General features: G+C 74.0%; 17 protein-coding genes. 8 read left to right on the forward strand and 9 right to left on the reverse strand.

The annotated features are described in order from the left end of the window. Positions 1-91: 91 nt before the first annotated feature. Entirely contained in the window at positions 92-517 is a 426-nt protein-coding gene (locus OG309_RS23350) for a hypothetical protein (RefSeq protein ID WP_329423384.1), read from the forward strand. Here OG309_RS23350 and OG309_RS23355 read toward each other — a convergent pair. From OG309_RS23355 to OG309_RS23375, 5 genes are all read right to left on the reverse strand, one after another. Continuing rightward, entirely contained in the window at positions 456-4589 is a 4134-nt protein-coding gene (locus OG309_RS23355) for a caspase family protein (protein WP_329423385.1), read from the reverse strand. The genes OG309_RS23350 and OG309_RS23355 overlap by 62 nt on opposite strands. Further along, a complete protein-coding gene (locus OG309_RS23360; RefSeq protein WP_329423386.1) occupies positions 4586-5455 on the reverse strand; it encodes an antibiotic ABC transporter ATP-binding protein in 870 nt (289 codons plus the stop codon). Before OG309_RS23360 ends, OG309_RS23355 begins: the two co-directional genes overlap by 4 nt. 48 nt (positions 5456-5503) lie before the next feature. After that, entirely contained in the window at positions 5504-6109 is a 606-nt protein-coding gene (locus tag OG309_RS23365) for a Maf family protein (protein ID WP_329423387.1), read from the reverse strand. A 22-nt stretch (positions 6110-6131) separates the two neighbouring features. Next, the gene (mmpB, locus tag OG309_RS23370; RefSeq protein WP_329423388.1) at positions 6132-6260 is read right to left on the reverse strand and encodes a morphogenic membrane protein MmpB; all 129 of its coding nucleotides are present in this window, start codon (positions 6258-6260) and stop codon (positions 6132-6134) included. A 70-nt stretch (positions 6261-6330) separates the two neighbouring features. Then, the gene (locus OG309_RS23375; RefSeq protein WP_402545356.1) at positions 6331-7023 is read right to left on the reverse strand and encodes a TetR/AcrR family transcriptional regulator; all 693 of its coding nucleotides are present in this window, start codon (positions 7021-7023) and stop codon (positions 6331-6333) included. Positions 7024-7060: 37 nt separating this feature from the next. On the opposite strand from OG309_RS23375, the gene OG309_RS23380 reads away from it, so the two are divergent. After that, positions 7061-8467 carry an MFS transporter gene (locus tag OG309_RS23380; RefSeq protein WP_329423390.1) on the forward strand — a complete coding sequence of 469 codons (1407 nt, stop codon included), beginning with the start codon at positions 7061-7063 and terminating at the stop codon, positions 8465-8467. A 198-nt stretch (positions 8468-8665) separates the two neighbouring features. Here the strand turns inward: OG309_RS23380 and OG309_RS23385 are convergent, their stop codons facing one another. Then, positions 8666-8878, reverse strand: a complete 213-nt coding sequence (locus tag OG309_RS23385) for an acyl-CoA carboxylase epsilon subunit (protein WP_329423391.1) — start codon at positions 8876-8878, stop codon at positions 8666-8668. A 20-nt stretch (positions 8879-8898) separates the two neighbouring features. Continuing rightward, positions 8899-10500, reverse strand: a complete 1602-nt coding sequence (locus OG309_RS23390) for an acyl-CoA carboxylase subunit beta (protein ID WP_329423392.1) — start codon at positions 10498-10500, stop codon at positions 8899-8901. A 134-nt stretch (positions 10501-10634) separates the two neighbouring features. Between OG309_RS23390 and OG309_RS23395 the strand changes: the two genes are divergently transcribed. From OG309_RS23395 to OG309_RS23410, 4 genes are all read left to right on the forward strand, one after another. Continuing rightward, positions 10635-11486 (forward strand): biotin--[acetyl-CoA-carboxylase] ligase, encoded by an 852-nt coding sequence (locus OG309_RS23395; protein WP_329423393.1) that lies wholly within the window; start codon positions 10635-10637, stop codon positions 11484-11486. Positions 11487-11667: 181 nt separating this feature from the next. Further along, entirely contained in the window at positions 11668-12966 is a 1299-nt protein-coding gene (locus tag OG309_RS23400; protein ID WP_329423394.1) for an adenylate/guanylate cyclase domain-containing protein, read from the forward strand. A 40-nt stretch (positions 12967-13006) separates the two neighbouring features. Further along, positions 13007-13837, forward strand: coding sequence for an enoyl-CoA hydratase/isomerase family protein (locus OG309_RS23405; RefSeq protein WP_329423395.1), 831 nt, complete (start codon positions 13007-13009; stop codon positions 13835-13837). Between the two features lie 194 nt (positions 13838-14031). Next, positions 14032-15147, forward strand: coding sequence for a GGDEF domain-containing protein (locus OG309_RS23410; RefSeq protein WP_329423396.1), 1116 nt, complete (start codon positions 14032-14034; stop codon positions 15145-15147). A gap of 38 nt (positions 15148-15185) precedes the next feature. Here OG309_RS23410 and OG309_RS23415 read toward each other — a convergent pair whose 3' ends face one another. Next, on the reverse strand, positions 15186-16007 hold the full coding sequence (locus tag OG309_RS23415) for an alpha/beta hydrolase (protein WP_329423397.1): 822 nt from the start codon (positions 16005-16007) through the stop codon (positions 15186-15188). A 59-nt stretch (positions 16008-16066) separates the two neighbouring features. Next, positions 16067-16738: a DUF4097 family beta strand repeat-containing protein gene (locus tag OG309_RS23420; RefSeq protein ID WP_329423398.1), complete on the reverse strand. Its 672-nt coding sequence runs from the start codon at positions 16736-16738 to the stop codon at positions 16067-16069. Positions 16739-17037: 299 nt separating this feature from the next. On the opposite strand from OG309_RS23420, the gene OG309_RS23425 reads away from it, so the two are divergent. Together OG309_RS23425 and OG309_RS23430 are read left to right on the forward strand one after the other, a co-directional pair. Further along, positions 17038-17931: an NmrA family NAD(P)-binding protein gene (locus OG309_RS23425; RefSeq protein ID WP_329423399.1), complete on the forward strand. Its 894-nt coding sequence runs from the start codon at positions 17038-17040 to the stop codon at positions 17929-17931. Then, positions 17928-18383 (forward strand): MarR family transcriptional regulator, encoded by a 456-nt coding sequence (locus OG309_RS23430; protein ID WP_329423400.1) that lies wholly within the window; start codon positions 17928-17930, stop codon positions 18381-18383. Before OG309_RS23425 ends, OG309_RS23430 begins: the two co-directional genes overlap by 4 nt. Positions 18384-18388: the final 5 nt, after the last annotated feature.

Below are 18388 nucleotides of genomic sequence, written 5' to 3' on the forward strand. Positions count from 1 at the left end.
GCACGAACCCTTGTCCAGGGTTTTACCGGCCAGTAGCCTTCGCACTGTCGTACGTACCGGAGGTAACAGCCGTACTCAGGGGGTGGCCGAGGTGGCCCGCAGACCGATAGCGCTCGTGACGGCCGCGGTGCTCTTCCTCGAAGCACCGGGAATCGTCGCTTTCAACGCCGTGATGGCCCGTTTCGTGAAGGCCCAGTCGATGTCCCTCGACGGGCTGCATCCGGACGCGATGTACGCCGGCACCTGGGCCCTCGGCCTCGGCTCCGGCGCCCTGCTCGTCCTCTGCGGCCTCGTCCCTCTCATCGCCGCGATCCGCGACCGCCGCCCCGGCCGCGCGGGCCGCGCCCTGCTCATCGGCTGCGCGGTGGTCCACGGCGTCCTGGGCGCGGTGACGGTCGGTCTCATGGGCTGGCTCGCCTTCGCCTTCATGATGCTGGTCGTCGCCCTGATCGTGCTCACGCTGGTGGCGTACGGGGAGCCCAAGGCGGCCGAGGAGGCGGCGCCGGCTCCCGCGTGAGGACGAGGACCTCGCTGCTCATGCTGACCAGGAGGTTGTCGTGGTGAGGGGTCAGCGCCTCGACGGGCAGCGGCAGGGTGATCGTCTCGGTGAGGCGACCCGTCGTCAGGTCGAAGATCTGCAGCGCCCAGTGCCAGGTGGCGACCACGGCGTGCGGCAGGCCGTCGAGGACGGTGCAGGCCACGTAGGCCACCTGAGAGCCGTTCCTCAGCAGTTCCAGGCCCGTCTTGCGCGTCGTCAGATCCCAGACGTGGACGCCGCCGCCGGAGTCCCCGACGACGGCGACCGGGCGGCCGCCGACGACGGCGCAGCCGATCGCCGTGACCCGGTCGCCGCCGGCCAGCGTGCCCAGGAACCGGCCGGTCCGCGCGTCGCGGAGTAGCACCGAACTGCCCCGCTCACCGGAGAGCAAGACCGGTCGGCCGCCCAGCGACGTGACGGCCAGCGCGCGGTGTGCGACGTCGATGCCGTCGGGGGCCAGCATGTGCCGCGAGCCTCGGTCGAGGTCCCATCGTGTGATTCGTTCGTAGCAGGCCAGCGCGTTCAGTCGGTCGCCCGACCGGAACGCCACGACGCCGTTGAGTGAGCCCCCGCCGTCATCGTTGCCGACCGCCGCCGCCTCCGCGCGCTTCTCCAGGTCCCAGAGGGTCACTCCGCCGCCCGACGAGACCGTGACCATGTGCGCCGGCGAGCCGGGATCGGGCGCGAGGGAGGTGAAGGCGGTGTGGCTGCCCGTCAGTACTCCGAGCGGGGTGCCCTCGCGTAGGTCCCACAAGCGCACGCTTCCGTCGTAGCCGGCCGTCACGGCGCACGGTGCGCCGTCCAGTTCGGTGACGGCTGTCCCGTACACCGTGCTCGGGTGCCCGGACGGTTCCGATTCATGCGGCTGCCGGTCGTCCAGGTCCCAGACACGTACGTTTGAGTCGGCCGCAGAGACCACGTGCGTCCGGCCCTCGACCTCGTAACAGGCAACGTGGTCCAGCGGGATCGAGTGCCCTGTCAGGCGGAGGCGTTCCGCGCCGTCCTTCAGGTCCCAGACGCGCACCGTTTGGTCCGCACAGCCGGCGACCAGGTGCGGACGCCCGTGCAGGGTGGTCGTGGTGAGTCCGTAGACGTCGTTGTACTCGGGGACCTTCAGGGAGCGCTCCGAGCCGTCGGTGAGATTCCAGACGGTGAGGCTGTTTCCGGCGCCCCGGCTCACCAGGTGGGGGTGTCCCTCGTTTGTCACGCAGGTGAGGGCGTAGACCGGTACATCGGCGAGCAGGGGAGCGCGCCGCCGGCCGGTGACCAGGTCCACCAAGGTGATCGCGCCGCTTCTGGGCGAGGTCAGCGCGACGTGGGCATGCCCTTCGAGGACGGTCCACGCCCGCAGATCGAAGGTCTCCTGCCGACGGGGGAGCCGGACGGAGCGGTGCGATCCTGAGGTCAGGTCGACGACGATCAGGCCGTCCGAGGCCAGGAGGGCCACAGCGTGGGCCCGGCCCTCCAGCTCGACGCACAGCATGGTGCGGCCCGACAGCCTCGGCACCTTGAAGCGGCGCGGAGCGAGTGTGGCGAGGTCCCACAGGACGAGGTCACCAGCGGAGCTCGCGGACATCGCGCTGGCGCGGCCGTCGACCGTGCAGAAGGCGGCCATCGTCGCTACTCCCGCGGAGGGCAGCACCTCATGCGAACCCGTGCTCAGGTTCCACAGATGAAGCTCACCCGGGCTGGTGACGCCCACCGCGTGCAACTGCCCGTCCAGCTCCGCGCAGCTCGCCGCCGCGAGGTAGCCGCCCGTGTAGTACGAGGAGCCCGTGTGGAACGACCCCACCAGCGCCGTATGGACCTCCGACCCCGTCGCCCACCGCGGCCGCCACGTCCGCGTCCGCGCCAGCTCGCCCGCCGCCTCGCGCTCCCCGAAGCGGGCCGCGTCCACCGCGAGGACGTCCCTGCGGCCCCCCTCGTCCAGGTGGCGGTGGACGTCGGACGAGGTGCGGTACACCGAGCGCCACAGGCGGCCCCGCGGGGTCCGTACGGCGGCCAGTGCGCGGAGCAGTTCGGGCGGGTGCGCGTGGACCAGGTACTCGGGGTCGGCGAGGAGGCCGTCCAGGGAGCCGCCCGCCGCCGCGTGGGTCGCCAGGTGCTCGCGGACGTAACGGTGGGCGGCCGGCCAGTCGCGCAGGCCGGTGCGCGGGTCCTCCGGGACGCCCGCGAGGAGGGCGGCGGCGACGGCGCGGTGGGCGTCGGCGTCGGGGCCCGCCGCGGCGCGGAGCCATTCGGCCATCGTCTCGTGGAAGAGGCGGTAGGCGGAGCCCGCGGGCGTGGCCGTCTCCACGAGGTAGGCGCCCGCGTGTTCGTGCAGCCAGCGCAGGTCGTCCTGGGCGCAGGGCAGCCCCGACAGGGCCTCGGTCAGCGGGCCCCACAGGGTGGACCAGGGCAGGCCCGCGCCCTGCGCGTACGCGAGGGGGCGCAGCAGGCGTTCGACGCGCGGCCGGTCGGGGCCGAAGCGGGCCAGGTACGCGGCGAAGGCCTGCCCCGCCTCGTCGGGCAGCGCCTGTTCCCAGCCGGGGCGGGAGGTGTCGGCCTCGATCTGGCCGTCGACGAGGGCGCGGGCGGTCATCCGGGCCACCAGGAACGAGCGGCCCGCGCGGGCCGCGATGCCCCGGGCCGCCTCGGCGGCCTCGTCCGGGCGGGCGCGGTAGGGGGAGCGGGTGTCCGGGTCGCCTTCGGCGAGCAGCAGTTTGGCGGCGTAGGCGGCGACGTCCTCGGGGGTGGTGAAGGCGGGGGCGTCGAGGTCGACGACCTCCACCGCGGGGCCGAGGGCGGCCAGCAGCGGGCGGCGTGTGCCGACGACGAGGCGGACCGCGGGCAGCGAGGACAGGGGGCGCAGGAGCTCCCGGGCGATCCGCAGGCCCTCGTCGGCGTGGCCCGCGGGGCCGGCCTCGTCGAGCGCGTCGACCAGGACGGTGACGGGTGCGGTGCGCCGGCCGAGGGCCTCCAGGACGTCGTCGCGGTCGGTGCCGGGCAGGCGGAGCGCGGCGGCGAGATCGGCGCTCAGGTCCTCGAGGGCGGCGCGGCGGGCGTGCAGGGCCACGATCGCGTGGTGTTCCGCGGCGCGCAGCAGCCGGCCGAGGAGGGCGGACTTGCCGGAGCCGGGGTCGCCGGTGACGACGCGGGCCCGCCGGTCGTGCCGGTCGGCGGTCAGCCAGGAGGCGAGGGCGGTCAGGGCCCGGGTGCGGCCGGTGAAGTAGTCGCCGCGTTCGCCGGTGTGCTCGACGCCCCGGCCGCGGGCCTCGAAGTGTCCGCGGGTCGCGCGGCGCAGCCGGTCCAGGGTCTCGACGTCGAGCGCGTCGGCGGGCAGGCCCGCGATGTGGGCCCGGTTGCGGAAGAAGGGGTCGCGGCCGTCGCTGTCGACGGTGGAGTGGCTGACGCGCTGGGGCACCCGGCGCTCGGCGAGGTGTCGGTTGACGCGTTCGGTGACCTCGCGGACGCCCAGGAACTCCTGGTGGGCGCCGGCCTGGGGGTGGTCGAGGACGGTGGCGAGCGCGTCGACGAAGACGTTCTCGCGGGCGCGTTCCTTGCCGCGGGCGGCGGCGAGCATCCAGCGACCGGCCGGTCCCCGCTGGGTGTGGGCGAGTTCGGTGGCGAGGGCGGCGATCTCGCCCGCGCCGGCGCCCGCGAAGCAGGTGTCGAGCACGACGAGGACGTGTCCGGCCTCGCCGCGCAGCAGCGGGCGGGCCAGGTCCTCGGCGGCGAGGGCGGCCGAGTAGCGTCCGGGGCGGGCGGTGGAACCGAGCAGGTAGTGGCGGTCGGCGGCCTTGGTGCCGTGGCCGGCGAAGTAGACGACCACGATGTCCTCGGGGCCCGGCTCGGTGTCGTGCGCCCAGTCCTCGACGGCCTCCTGGATCGTGGCGGCGGTCGGGTCGGCGGCGAGCCGGTCGAGCACCGCCTCGTACCCCATGGGCAGCAGCAGTTCCCGTAACCGCCGTACGTCCTCGGGGACGCCCGGCAGGTCGGGGATGTCCGGGTCGGCGTAGGCGGAGACGCCGATGGTGATGAGGAAGCGTCGTCCCTCGGGGGGCACGCTCACCCGAGTCCTCGGGCGATCGCCGTCCCCGTGCTCGGCGCCGACAGGTAGCGGGCGAGGTCGTGCATCCGGGTGCCGTTGTCGATCCGCTGGTCGGACACGGCGGGGCCGAAGCGGGGCGCGAGGCGGTCGGGGAGGGCGACGACGTCGCCGCGGTCGGCGATGTTGGTCCAGTGGCGGATCCCGCCGGGCCAGCGGGCCGTGCCGTCCACCGGTGCCGGGGCCAGCCGGTCGAAGACGATCCCGCGCAGGCCGAGCGGGGAGCCGAGGGTGACGAGGTCGGTGACGGGCAGCTCCGGGCGGGCGCACAGCGTCTCGTACGCGACGACGGACCCCAGCGAGTGGGCGACGAGGACCCGGGTGCCGGGGCCGACGGCGGCGGCGACCCGGTCCTGGGCGGCCGCCCGCAGCGCGGGCTCGGTGAGGTAGCGGCGGACCTGCCGCAGCGCGAGGACGAGCAGCCGGTCGGAGACCCGGCCGAAGAAGCGGGTGCCGGCCAGGGTGTCGAGGCCGGCGCGGATCCGCTCGACGCGCAGGGCGCGGGAGGCGGCGTGGCCGAGGACGCCGCGCGTCCCGGCGGGGTCCCCGACGCCTTCCGGGTCCTCGGCGGCCCGCCGCCACGCGTCGAGCAGTTCGGCCTCCAGCCCCTCCTCGACGTCCCACTCGTCCCAGGGCGGCAGGTCGTCGGAGCGGGTTCCGGGCTCGGTGAACAGGTCGCCGTAGAAGGCGCAGCCGACGTCCTCGGCGGCCGGCGGCGGGGAGCCGGCGAGCAGGACGCCGTCCCGCAGCGCGGGCACGACGTCCCGGTGCAACTGCGCGGGCCCCAGGAACTCCTGGCCTATCCCGTGGACCACGACGACCCGCGCCATGCCGGCTTCCCCCTTGGTTCCGGGCCGGGGCCCGCAGTGGTTCCGGGCTCAGGCCCAGAGGTCGGTGATCGAGACGTCCAGCTTGCCGAGCAGGGTGCGCAGGAGGGGCAGGGACAGGCCGATCACGTTGCCGGGGTCGCCGTCGATGCCGTCGATGAAGGGGGCCGAGCGGCCGTCGAGGGTGAACGCGCCCGCCACGTGCAGGGGTTCGCCGCTGGCGACGTAGGCGGCGATCTCGGCGTCGGTCGGGTGACCGAAGCGGACGACGGTGGAGGCGGTGGCCGACTCGTAGCGCTTGGCCGTCGTGTCGTACACGCAGTGGCCCGTCTGGAGGATGCCGACCCGGCCCCGCATCGCCTGCCAGCGGGCGGTGGCCTCCTCGGCGTCGGCCGGCTTGCCGAGCGCCTGCTTGTCCAGCTCCAGGACCGAGTCGCAGCCGATCACGAGCGCGCCGAAGGCCTCGGGGCGGGCGGCGACGTGGGCGGCCTTGGCCTCGGCGAGGGCGAGGGCGAGCTCGGCCGGGGTCGGGGCGTGCGTCTTGTCCTCGTCGACGCCGCTCACGATCACCTCCGGGGCGAGCCCGGCCTGGCGGAGCAGCCCCAGGCGGGCGGGGGAGGCGGAGGCGAGGACGACACGGCGGCGTTCAGCAGTCATGGGGGCAGCGTATCGAGCGCTCTCAGCGCGCGCCGAGCACGAACATGAGCAGCACCATCGCGAGCCCGAGCAGCACGCCGGCGCGGCGCAGCATGGCCTGCATGTCGCGCATGTCCTTCGGCGGCTCGTTCTTCGGGTCGGACCAGAGCATGGTCCCGATCCTGCGGCCCGGAGGGCCGGGGCGCCTGAGTACGGGTACTCAAGCGCCCCGCGTCAAAGGACTAGTCCGTGGCGGGGCCGGCGCCGGCCCGCGTGGCGAAGGCACCGGCGGCCGCCGCGGCGAGGGCCGCCGCGACGGCCCGCTCCGCGTCGGCCGGGGTGAGCTCCTCGCGGGTGACGGCGAAGCGGTAGTAGAGCGGGGCGGAGACCGCCCGGAGGAGTTCCAGGGCGTCGGTGTCCGGGGGGAGTTCGCCGCGCGCCGCCGCCCGGGTCACGACCGGGGCCCAGGCCGCGAGCCGGGTGCGGTAGAAGCCGTTCAGGGCCCGCGCGCACTCCTCGTCGCAGGCCGCCGCGGCGATCACGGCGCGGAAGACGGCGCCCATCCGCGGGTCGGTGAGGGTCCGGTGCACGAGCTCCGCGTTGGCCCGCAGGTCGCCCGCGAGGCCGCCGGTGTCGGCGGCGGGCACGGACTGCTCCGCCATGTCGTGCAGGAGGTCGGCGACGAGGCCGACGGGGGAGCCCCAGCGGCGGTAGACGGTGGTCTTGCCGACGCCGGCGCTCGCCGCGATCTGATCCATGTTCAGGGTGTGGAAGGCGGCCGCCGCGAGGGCGTCCTCGGTGGCGTCGAGGACCGCGCGGCGCACCTTCGCGGTACGGCCTCCGGGGCGCACGGTGCCGGGCACGGCCGACGGGCTCTCGCTCAAACGGGTCTCCTGTTCCATTAACGCTTTCGGCTCTGCTAGTGTCGCCGACATCTTAACGGAACCGACATCCCATTAAGGGGTCCCCGTCATGGTTTCCCTCGACAGCCCTGCCCATGTCCCCGTCGCCGCCCCCGCGGAGCACCGCATGGACGGGCGGATGCGGCTCGTCCTCCTCGTCCTCCTGGTCTCCCAGTTCATGCTGGCCGTCGACTTCTCGATCCTGAACGTCGCCCTGCCGGTCATCGGGCAGGGGCTCGGCTTCAGCCTCGGCGGCCTCCAGTGGATCGCCACCGCCTTCGCCCTCGCCGCCGCCGGATTCACCCTCCTCTTCGGGCGCGTCGCCGACCTCGTCGGCCGCCGGCGGGTCTTCCTCGGCGGCATGGGCGTCCTCGGCCTCGCCTCCCTGGCCGGCGGGCTCGCCACCGGCCCCGAGGTCCTGATGGCCGCCCGCGTAGCCCAGGGGCTCGCCACCGCCGCCGTCACGCCGGCCGGGCTCTCACTGCTGACCTCCGCGTTCCCCGAGGGCCCGCTGCGCGCCAAGGCGCTCGGCCTCAACGGGGCCCTCATGTCAGCCGGGTTCACCACCGGAGCCGTCCTCGGCGGGGTCCTCACCGACCTGCTCTCCTGGCGGTGGGCCTTCTTTATCAACGTGCCCGTCGCCCTCGCCGTGCTGCTCGTCGCCCCCGCCGTCCTCAAGGAGAGCCGCCCGGCCGCCCGGCCCCGGCTCGACGTGCCCGGCGCGATCACCGTCACCGGCGGACTCCTCGCCCTCGTCTACGGCCTCACCGCCGCCGGCGAGCACGGCTGGAGCGACCCGGCCGTCCTCGCCGCCCTCGCCGCCGCCCTCGTCCTGCTGGGCGCCTTCCCGCTGGTGGAGCGGCGGGCCGCCGCGCCCCTCGTGCCGGTCCGGGTACTGCGGCGCCGCACCGTCGTCTGGGGCAACCTCGCCGGACTCGTCGCCTTCGCCACCGAGACCTCGCTGGTCTTCCTGATGACCCTGCACCTCCAGGACGTCCTGGGCTTCTCCCCGCTCGCCGCGGGCCTCTCCTTCGGCGTCCTGGGCGCGGGCACGGTGCTCGGCGGGCTGTTCGCCGCCCGCTTCATCGGCCGCTGGTCCGCCCGTACCGCGCTGATCACCGGCGGAGTGCTCCAGGCCGCCGCGACCCTCTCCCTGATCGGCCTCGGCGACGACCGGAGCATGTACGGGCTGCTGCTCGCCGGCACCTTCGCCGGCGGCGTGGGCAACATGCTCGCCATCGTCGGCTTCATGGTCACCGCCACCTCCGGACTGCCCGACGCCGAACAGGGCATGGCCACCGGCATCGCGACCATGACCCAGCAGGTCGGCATCACGCTCGGCACGCCCGTCATGAGCGCCGTCGTCGTCACCTCGGCCGCCCTGCCCGACGGCATCGGGCGGGCCGTCCTCGTCAACGCGGCCGTGGTCCTCGCCGGGGTGCTCGCCTCGGCGCTGTTCCTGCGGCGCCGGGCGTAGGGGCCGAGGCCCCGCGCACGGCGAAGGCCGGACCTCCGTCCTGGAGGTCCGGCCTTCGCCGTGCGCGTGTGCCCGTGCGCGTGTGCCCGTGCGCGTGTGCCCGTGCGCGTGTGCCCGTACGCGTGTGCCCGTGCGCATCTCTGCGTGTCGGTGTGTGACTGGGCGTGTCGGTGCGTGTCCGGGCGTGCCCGTCCGGCCTCAGACCGGCCAGTAGGACCGCGCCCACGAGCGCGGGCCCGGGCGGTGGCGCACGCCGAGGGCGATGCGCGCCGGGTCCGACCAGCCCTCCGGGGTGCCGGGGCCGCCGCCCTCGGCGGCAGCCGCCGCCGTGGCCGCGGCCCGGGCCTGGACCACCGCCAGTGCGGCGGCCAGCTCCTCGGGGGTCGGATTGCCTCGTACGACCTTGATCATCGTGTTGTCCCTCCCAGCGCCTAGAGCGGGATGTTGCCGTGCTTCTTCGGGGGCAGGGATTCCCGCTTCGTCCGCAGTTGACGCAGCCCCTTCACGATCTGCGGGCGCGTGTCGGACGGCAGGATCACCCCGTCGATGTAACCGCGCTCGGCCGCGATGTACGGGTTGAGCAGCGCGTCCTCGTACTCCTGGATCAGCCGCGCCCGCTCCGCGTCCGCCGTGCCGGCCTCCTCGGCCTCGGCGATCGTGCGGCGGTGCAGGATGTTGACCGCGCCCTGGGCGCCCATGACGGCGATCTGCGCGGTCGGCCAGGCCAGGTTGAGGTCCGCGCCCAGGTGCTTGGAGCCCATGACGTCGTACGCGCCGCCGAAGGCCTTGCGGGTGATGACGGTGATCAGTGGCACGGTCGCCTCGGCGTACGCGTAGATCAGCTTCGCGCCGCGCCGGATGATGCCGCCGTACTCCTGGTCCACGCCCGGCAGGAAGCCCGGCACGTCGACGAAGGTGAGCACCGGGATGTTGAACGCGTCGCAGGTGCGCACGAAGCGCGCGGCCTTCTCGCTCGCGTTGATGTCGAGGCAGCCGGCGAACTGCATCGGCTGGTTGGCGACCACGCCGACCGGGAAGCCCTCGACGCGGCCGAAGCCGGTCAGGATGTTCGGCGCGAACAGCGCCTGGGTCTCCAGGAACTCGCCGTCGTCGAGGACGTGCTCGATCACGGTGTGCATGTCGTACGGCTGGTTCGCCGAGTCCGGGATGAGGGTGTCGAGCTCGCGGTCCTCGTCCGTGGCCTCGGTCTCCGCGGTCTCCGGGAAGGCCGGCGGCTCGGAGAGGTTGTTCGAAGGGAGGTAGGACAGAAGGGACTTGACGTACTCGATCGCGTCCTTCTCGTCGCCCGCCATGTGGTGCGCGACACCCGACGTGGTGTTGTGGGTGCGGGCGCCGCCCAGCTCCTCGAAGCCGACGTCCTCGCCGGTCACCGTCTTGATGACGTCCGGTCCCGTGATGAACATGTGCGAGGTCTGGTCCACCATCACCGTGAAGTCGGTGATCGCGGGCGAGTAGACCGCGCCGCCCGCGCACGGGCCGACGACCAGCGAGATCTGCGGGATCACACCGGAGGCGTGCGTGTTGCGGCGGAAGATCTCGCCGTACATGCCGAGCGCGCTCACACCCTCCTGGATGCGGGCGCCGCCGGAGTCGTTGATGCCGATGACCGGGCAGCCGGTCTTCAGCGCGAAGTCCATCACCTTGATGATCTTCTGGCCGTAGACCTCGCCGAGGGCGCCGCCGAAGACGGTGAAGTCCTGCGAGAACACCGCCACCGGACGCCCGTCGACCGTGCCGTAGCCGGTCACGACGCCGTCACCGTACGGACGGTTCTTCTCCAGGCCGAAGTTGGTCGAGCGGTGCCGGGCCAGTTCGTCCAGCTCCACGAACGAACCTTCGTCGAGCAGCAGTGCGATCCGCTCGCGCGCGGTCAGCTTTCCCTTCGCGTGCTGCTTCTCGACCGCCCGTTCGGAACCGGCGTGCGTCGCCTCGCCGATCCGGCGCTGCAGGTCCGCGATCTTGCCCGCGGTCGTGTGAATGTCGATCTGGTCGTGCTCTGCCGGCTCGGACATCGGGATGCGGCTCCCTGCCTGGTCACGGGGGGTTCGTTGACTACGAATGGGCTACTGCTGGGCTACTGACCCGTAGCGTATCGGCGCCGATACGGTTCGGCAGTGCGGCGTTTGCCACACCTACGCTGGCTTGCATGACGTCCTCCCAAGGCTCCGCGGGACGCTGGTCCGACCTCGACCGGCCGCCGCTCAACGCGCCCGCCCTGCGCCACGCGCTCGTCCTCCCCGACGGGCTGTGGACCTCCGTCGACGTGGTCGAGTCCACCGGCTCCACCAACTCCGACCTCGCCGACCGCGCCGACGAACTCCCCGAAGGCGCGGTGCTCGTCGCCGAGGAGCAGACCTCCGGCCGCGGCCGGCTCGACCGCAGCTGGACCGCCCCCGCCCGCTCCGGCCTCTTCTTCTCCGTACTGCTCAAGCCGGACGTGCCCGTGCACCGCTGGGGCTGGCTGCCGCTGCTCACCGGTGTCGCCGCCGCGAGCGGCCTCGCCAAGGCCGCCGGCGCCGACCTGACCCTCAAGTGGCCCAACGACCTGCTGGTGCGCGTCGCGGGCGAGGAGCGCAAGACCGGCGGCATCCTCGCCGAGCGGGCCGGTGCGGACGGCGTCGTCGTCGGCCTCGGCGTCAACGTCAGCCTGCGCCCCGACGAGCTCCCCGTCCCCACGGCCGGCTCGCTCCTCCTCGGCAACGCCGTCTCCACCGACCGCGACACCCTGCTGCGGGCCGTCCTGCGCTCGCTGGAGCAGTGGTACGGGGACTGGGTGCGGGCCGACGGGGACCCGGGCGCCTCCGGCCTCCTGGAGGCGTACGAGGCCCAGTGCGCCACCCTCGGCCGGCGGGTCCGCGCCGACCTGCCCGGCGAGCGGATGCTGCAGGGCGACGCCGTCGGGGTCGACGGCGACGGGCGCCTGGTCGTCGCCACCGAGGGCGGCGGCACCGAGGCGGTCGCGGCCGGCGACATCGTCCACCTGCGCGCGGCCGACTGACCCGGGCGGGAGCGCGTGGCGCGTCCGAACCGGTCCGTCACCCCCGGTGGCGGCCGGTTCGGGCGTGAGCCAGCACACACCTGTCGTATCGTGGAGCCCGATTCGTGGGGCGCGATCGTGAAGCGCCGTCCACGCGACAGAACGGCAGGACAGTGGGCAGGGAACGGGCAGGAGGCGGCCGGTGACCGTCGACGACGCGAGCAGCGGCGGCGTGGCCGAACCAGCCGAACCCTCCGCCACGGAGGGTTCCTCCGGAACGGCTCCCGGGACACCTTCCGGCACCCCCTCGGGGGACACGCCCGGAACCGCTTCCGGAGCCTCCTCCGAGACGCCCTCCGGGGCCTCCGGGGCCTCCGGGGCCGCCCCCGCGCCCGAGCCGCCCTCGGCGTACCCCACCCCCCACCACGTCGTCGACCACACCGTCGAACCGACCGACGACCCCCTCGCGATCCGCCTGGAACAGCTCATCCTGGGCGCCGACCGCCGCTACACCCCCTTCCAGGCCGCCCGCACCGCAGGCGTCTCCATGGAGCTCGCCTCCCGCTTCTGGCGCGCCATGGGCTTCGCCGACATCGGGCAGGCCAAGGCGCTCACCGAGGCCGACGTCCTGGCGCTGCGCCGCCTCGCCGGCCTGGTCGAGGCGGGGCTGCTCAGCGAGCCGATGGCCGTCCAGGTCGCCCGGTCCACCGGGCAGACCACCGCCCGGCTGGCCGAATGGCAGATCGACTCCTTCCTGGAGGGCCTGACCGAGCCGCCCGAGCCCGGCATGACCCGCACCGAGGTCACGTACCCCCTCGTCGAACTGCTCCTGCCCGAGCTGGAGGAGTTCCTGATCTACGTGTGGCGCCGCCAGCTGGCCGCCGCCACCGGCCGGGTCGTCCAGGCCGCCGACGACGAGGAGATGGTCGACCGGCGGCTCGCGGTCGGCTTCGCGGACCTCGTCGGCTTCACCCGGCTCACCCGGCGCCTGGAGGAGGAGGAGCTCGGCGAGCTCGTGGAGGCCTTCGAGACCACCTGCGCCGACCTGGTCGCCGCGCACGGCGGCCGGCTCATCAAGACCCTCGGCGACGAGGTCCTCTACGCCGCCGACGACGCCGGCACCGCCGCCGAGATCGCGCTGCGCCTCATCGAGACGCTGAGTCACGACGAGACCATGCCCGCGCTGCGCGTCGGCATCGCGTTCGGCACCGTGACCACCCGGATGGGCGACGTCTTCGGCACCACGGTCAACCTGGCCAGCCGGCTCACCTCGATAGCCCCCAAGGACGCCGTCCTGGTCGACAGCGCCCTCGCCGAGGAGCTGACCAGGACCGGAGAGGCCCCCGTCTCCGAGACGGGGGCGGCGGAGGAGGCCGCCCGCGCGGAGAAGGAGGGCGAGCGCGCCCCCACGTACCGCTTCGCGCTCCAGCCGATGTGGCAGCGCCCGGTCCGCGGACTCGGTGTCGTCGAGCCCTGGCTGCTGGGGCGCCGCCCGACCTAGGATCCCGGTGAACAGTCGTTAACCGGGAGGGTGTGCGGTGATGTCGGAGCAGTCGTCCGAGCAGGCGTCGGGGCAGTCGGGACGGACCGAGCTGCGGTTCGGTGAGTTCGTCGCGGTCCGCAAGGAGGGATTCGTCGCCGAGCTCGTCCTCGACCGGCCCAAGGCGATGAACGCGGTCTCCTCCGAGATGGCCCGCTCCATCGGCGCCGCCTGCGACGCGCTGGCCGCCGACCCGTCCGTGCGGGTCACCGTGCTGACCTCCTCCAACGACCGGGCCTTCTGCGTCGGCGCCGACCTCAAGGAGCGCAACTCCTTCAGCGACGCCGAGCTGGTCCGGCAGCGGCCCACCGCCCGGGCCGCCTACACCGGCGTCCTGGAGCTGCCCATGCCGACCGTCGCCGCCGTGCACGGCTTCGCCCTCGGCGGCGGCTTCGAGCTGGCCCTCGCCTGCGACGTGATCGTCGCCGACGCGACCGCCGTGGTCGGGCTGCCCGAGGTCTCCGTGGGCGTCATCCCCGGCGGCGGCGGTACGCAGCTGCTGCCGCGCCGGGTGGGCGCTGCCCGCGCGGCCGAGCTGGTCTTCACGGCCCGCCGGGTCGAGGCCGCCGAGGCGCGCGAACTGGGCCTGGTGGACCTGCTGGAGGAGGACGCCCGGACGGCGGCCCTGGAGCTCGCCGGCCGGATCGCGGCCAACTCGCCGGTCGGCCTGCGCGCCGCCAAGAAGGCCATGCGCCTCGGCCAGGGCCTGGACCTGCGGGCGGGCCTCGAGGTCGAGGACGCGGCCTGGCGCTCGGTGGCCTTCTCGGGCGACCGGGCGGAGGGCGTGGCGGCGTTCAACGAGAAGCGGAAGCCGAACTGGCCGGGGGAGTAGCGGGCGGGGCCGCGCACGGCGGCCGGTGAGCGCGGCGGCGGGACGGCCGCCGCGCCGAGGCCGGCGCGCGCTTCGCCCGCGCACGCTTCGACTTCGTATCCATCTCGTCCCGAAATCGTCCTAATTTTCACCATATGTAACTTTCCGTGACGTCTCGGAGGGGAAAACAGATCATTCCTCCCTAAGCTGGAGGAATGGGTGAGGACGTGCGGTTGCGGGCCGTGGTGGCGCTGGCTCAGGCGATGGCGGCGGCGCACACCCCGCGCGAGTTCTGGCGGGCCGCGGCGCTGGGCGCCGGTGAGGCGCTCGGCGGCAGCTTCGCCGCGCTCTCGGTCTGGGAGCGGGACCACGGGCGGCTGAAGGTCCTGGTGAATGCCGGGGAGCGGGCCGTGGGCGAGGAGGAGTTCCCGGACTCGGAGACGTATCCCGTGCACGAGTTCCCGGAGATCACGGAGTTCCTGCACGAGCAGTGGGCGGGCGGCGGGGAGCCCGACGCCTGGGTGGAGACCGCCGACGACCGGGTGCCCACCGGCCGGGTCGCCGGGCTGCGGCGGCGCGGGCGCGGCTGCTGCGTCGTCGCGCCGATCGTGCTGCACGGGCGGGCCTGGGGCGAGCTGTACGTGGCGCGCCGGGCCGGGGAGGTGCGCTTCGACCGGGACGACGCGGACTTCGCCACGGTGCTGGCCGCGGTGGTCGCGGCGGGGATCGCGCAGGCGGAGCGGCTGGAGGAGGTCCGGAAGCTGGCCTTCACGGACCCGCTGACGGGGCTCGCCAACCGGCGGGCGGTGGACACCCGCCTCGACGAGGCGATCGAGCGCTATCGGACCGACGGCTCGGTGGTGAGCCTCGTGGTCTGCGACCTCAATGGTCTGAAACGAGTCAACGACACGCACGGCCACGCGGTCGGCGACCGCCTGCTGGAACGATTCGGCTCCGTACTGTCACGGTGCGGGGCGCGGCTGTCGGGGGCGCTCGCCGCGCGTCTGGGCGGCGACGAGTTCTGTCTGGTCTCGGTCGGGCCCACCGCCGACGAGGTCGTGGGCGTCGCCGAGGAGCTGTGCGTGCGCGCCGCCGAGCTGGAGCTGGGCGAGGGCGTCGCCTGCGGGGTCGCGTCGACCGGCGACCCGATCGGCCCGCTGAAGTCGGCCCGCCGGCTCTTCCGCCTCGCCGACGCGGCGCAGTACCAGGCGAAGGCCGCCCGCTCGGTGAAGCCCGTGGTGGCGGGCCGGGACGGCACCGTCATCCGCCTCGCGGACGCGCCTCCCGGGGCGCGCGACCGCCGCCGCTTCAGGGACGCGCCGCCGGTGTAGGCGCGGCCGCTCGCGGCGGGCGGCGGGGCGGGTCACGGTCAGGCCGCCGGGTGGGTCGGGGCGGCGGCGATGTCGCGGACCGCGGCGGCGACGGCGCGGAAGTCCTTGCGCAGGATCTTCGAGTGGTTGCTGGGCACCTTGGCGCTGACCCGGATGTTCGGCTTCCGTGCGACGACGGGGTCGAGGTTGGCGCGGATCTGCTCCATGAGCTTCGCCTCGCCGCCGAGGTTGCCGCCGGTGGCGAGCACGTACCGGACGGGCACGGTCAGCGCGTCGAAGACCGGGTCGAGGCGGGCGGGTGCGCAGAGTTCGTTGGCCTCGATGTTGATCTCGGCGTGCTGGGCGGCGCTCATGCGGGCGGCCATGCCCAGGCGGCGGGCGACGGGGAAGAGCGGGCCGAGGCGGCGGAAGAGGGTGCGGATCTGCTCGCGGTGGGCGTCGTTCAGCCACTCGTGCGGCAGGGCGCCGTCGACGGCCACGGCCGCGTGGACGCGGTCGGGGTTCCTGGCGGCCCAGTTGAGGGCGATGAGGGAGCCGTACGACCAGCCGACGAGGATCGGGCGCTCGACGCCCCGGGCGGTGAGGACGGCGTCGAGGTCGCGGAGGGTGGCCTCGAAGGAGTAGTCGCCGGCCTGCCCGGACCTGCCGCGGGCCCGCTCGTCGAAGGTGATGTGCCGGTAGCCGTCGCCGAGTTCGGCGATGACGCGGCGCCAGTGCTTCTGGTCGGCGTAGCAGCCGTTGAGGTAGACGACGGGGCGGCCGGCGCCGCCGGTGTCGGTGACGGCGAGGGTGGTGTCCTCGATCGGTACGAGACCGGTCCAGGGAGAGGCGGTGGTGGTGGCGGTGGTGGTGCTGGTCATGGTGGGTGTTCCTTCGGGGTGTTCGGCTGAGTGTCGGGTGCGGGGCTGGAGGGGGCCGGTCAGATGCTGCGGGCGGTGATGTCGCCGTAGGCGGTGGTCGCCTGGACGTTCAGCTGGGCGGCGGAACCCGTGGCGTTCCGCAGGGAGTTGTGGACCCGGCCGTAGCGGGTCCCGGCGTCCAGGGAGGCGGAGACGCCGTGGGCGGCGCCGATCGCGATCTCCCCGGCCTCGGTGCGCAGTTCGACGGTGCCGCGCACGGCCTCGGCGACGGTGATGTCGCCCTTCTGGGTGGTGATCTCGGCGGAGCCGTCCAGGCGGCCGACGAAGACGTCGCCGGCCTGCAGGGCGAGGCGGGCGCCCGCGGTCCCGTCCAGGGTGACCTTGCCCTCCGCGGCCTCGAAGGAGACGTCGCCCAGTCGCCCGACGCCCCGGAGTTCGGCGCTCGCCGCCGTCGCCCGGAGGCGGGAGCCGGCCGGCAGCTGGACGGTCACCTCGACGGCACCGGAGCTGCCGAGGACCCGGTGCGGCGCGGGCGCGGCCTCGATCCGGAGGACCCCGTCGCCGTACGCGACCGTGATCCGCTCGGCCGCCTTCACGTCCCGGCCGTTGGAGGCCTGGGCGGGCAGGACCTCGACGGTGGTGTCGGTCCGGTCGGCGGCGATGACGCGGACGCGGCCGGCGGGGATGTCGAGGACGGCGGTGATGGGGGAGGTGGTGGCGAACTTCTGCATCGTGGGCTCCTGCGTTCGTTTCGTTCGTCTGTGTTTCTGACGATGGAAAAGCTACGTTGCGTTCTCGGATCTGGCAACGCATTCGTTGCGCGGAATCTGTATTTACGCAGCTCAGAGCCAAAGAATCGTTGCAACGGGAATGGCTTCAATGCAACGCCATCCAGGCAAGCGTTGCAATGAATGAGTCGTGAAGGCTACGCGGCGGCGCCGTCTCGCCGATAAACCTCTGCGTGACGCAGGTGATGGGGTTAGTGTCTGTGCATCGCAAAGATTGCGTCACGCAGTGAATGGAGAAACCGATGCACCCCGCCACCCCCCTGACCGTCGCCGTCACCGGTGCCACCGGCGCCCAGGGCGGCGCCACCGCCCGCGCCCTGCTCGCCGCCGGCCACCACGTCCGCGCCCTCACCCGTGACCCCGCCTCGCCCGCCGCCGGGGCCCTGCGCGCCCTGGGCGCCGAGCTCCGCCGTGCCGACTTCGACGCCCGCGACTCGCTCGACGCCGCGCTCGCCGGGGCGGACGCGCTCTTCGCCGTCACCACCCCGTTCGGCACCGACACCGCGACCGAGATGCGCCAGGGCGAGGCGCTCGTCGACGCCGCCGCGAGCGCCGGGGTCGGCCACCTGGTCCTGACCTCCGCCGCCCACGCCGACCGCGGCACCGGCGTCCCGCACTACGACAGCAAGCACGTGATCGAGCGGTATGTGCAGGCCTCCGGCGTCCCCTGGACGGTGATCGCACCGGCCGCCTTCATGGACAACTACACGGGCGGCTGGACCCTGGAGGGCCTGCGCGACGACACCTTCGGCTGGCCCATGCCGTCCGGGCTGCCGCTCACCCTCATCCCCGCCGCCGACATCGGGGCCTTCGCCGCGCTGGTCATCCAGCGCCGCGAGGAGTTCCTCGGCCGCCGCGTGGACATCGCCTCCGACGTGCTCACCCCCGCCGAGATCGCCCGCGCCCTCGCTGCCGCCACCGGCCGTCCGATCACCCACCACGAGGTGCCGCTCGACGTGGTGCGCGGCCACTCCACCGACCTGGCCGCGATGTTCGCGTACTTCACCGCCCACGGCCTCGCCGTCGACGTCGCCGCCCTGCGCCGCACCTACCCGGAGGTCGGCTGGCACACGTTCGCGGACTGGGCCGCCGCCCAGGACTGGACCGCCCTGCTGGCCGAAGGGGTCCGCGCGTGAAGCCGACGACCTCCGTGAAGCCCATCGGCTCCTGGCTGAACCGCACGGACCGCGCCCTCACCCGTGCCATGGACGAGCTGCTCGCCGCGTCCGGGCTCACCCGCCTCGCCTGGCAGGTCCTCAACGTCGTCAGGGACGCGCCCGGTGCCGACGGTGCCACGGACGCCGACGTCCTGACCCTCCTCGCCGCCAACGCCGACGCCCCCACGCTGACCGCCGCCGTCGAGACCGTCGTCGCCGACGGCTGGGCGGCCCGCCCGGCCCCCGCCCGGCTCGCCCTCACGGCCGACGGACGGTTCCGCCTCGACGCGGCGGCGGAACGCGTCGCCGCCTTCCGGACCCGCGCGGCGAGCGGCATCTCCCCGGAGGAGTACCGCACCGCCGTCGGCGTCCTGGAGCGCATGACCCGCAACCTGGAGGGCGCGCCCGCCGCCGGCCGGGGCCGGGGGTGACGCCC

Source organism: Streptomyces sp. NBC_01268 (genome assembly GCF_036240795.1).
Lineage (GTDB): Bacteria > Actinomycetota > Actinomycetes > Streptomycetales > Streptomycetaceae > Streptomyces.

Bases quoted from the DNA above. Each gene is read 5' to 3' on its own strand.
- OG309_RS23360 (WP_329423386.1), bottom strand. From the start codon at position 5,455: ATGGCGCGGGTCGTCGTGGTCCACGGGATAGGCCAGGAGTTCCTGGGG.
- OG309_RS23365 (WP_329423387.1), bottom strand. From the start codon at position 6,109: ATGACTGCTGAACGCCGCCGTGTCGTCCTCGCCTCCGCCTCCCCCGCC.
- mmpB (WP_329423388.1), bottom strand. From the start codon at position 6,260: ATGCTCTGGTCCGACCCGAAGAACGAGCCGCCGAAGGACATGCGCGAC.
- OG309_RS23375 (WP_402545356.1), bottom strand. From the start codon at position 7,023: ATGTCGGCGACACTAGCAGAGCCGAAAGCGTTAATGGAACAGGAGACC.
- OG309_RS23380 (WP_329423390.1), top strand. From the start codon at position 7,061: ATGGTTTCCCTCGACAGCCCTGCCCATGTCCCCGTCGCCGCCCCCGCG.
- OG309_RS23385 (WP_329423391.1), bottom strand. From the start codon at position 8,878: ATGATCAAGGTCGTACGAGGCAATCCGACCCCCGAGGAGCTGGCCGCC.
- OG309_RS23390 (WP_329423392.1), bottom strand. From the start codon at position 10,500: ATGTCCGAGCCGGCAGAGCACGACCAGATCGACATTCACACGACCGCG.
- OG309_RS23395 (WP_329423393.1), top strand. From the start codon at position 10,635: ATGACGTCCTCCCAAGGCTCCGCGGGACGCTGGTCCGACCTCGACCGG.
- OG309_RS23405 (WP_329423395.1), top strand. From the start codon at position 13,007: ATGTCGGAGCAGTCGTCCGAGCAGGCGTCGGGGCAGTCGGGACGGACC.
- OG309_RS23410 (WP_329423396.1), top strand. From the start codon at position 14,032: ATGGGTGAGGACGTGCGGTTGCGGGCCGTGGTGGCGCTGGCTCAGGCG.
- OG309_RS23415 (WP_329423397.1), bottom strand. From the start codon at position 16,007: ATGACCAGCACCACCACCGCCACCACCACCGCCTCTCCCTGGACCGGT.
- OG309_RS23420 (WP_329423398.1), bottom strand. From the start codon at position 16,738: ATGCAGAAGTTCGCCACCACCTCCCCCATCACCGCCGTCCTCGACATC.
- OG309_RS23425 (WP_329423399.1), top strand. From the start codon at position 17,038: ATGCACCCCGCCACCCCCCTGACCGTCGCCGTCACCGGTGCCACCGGC.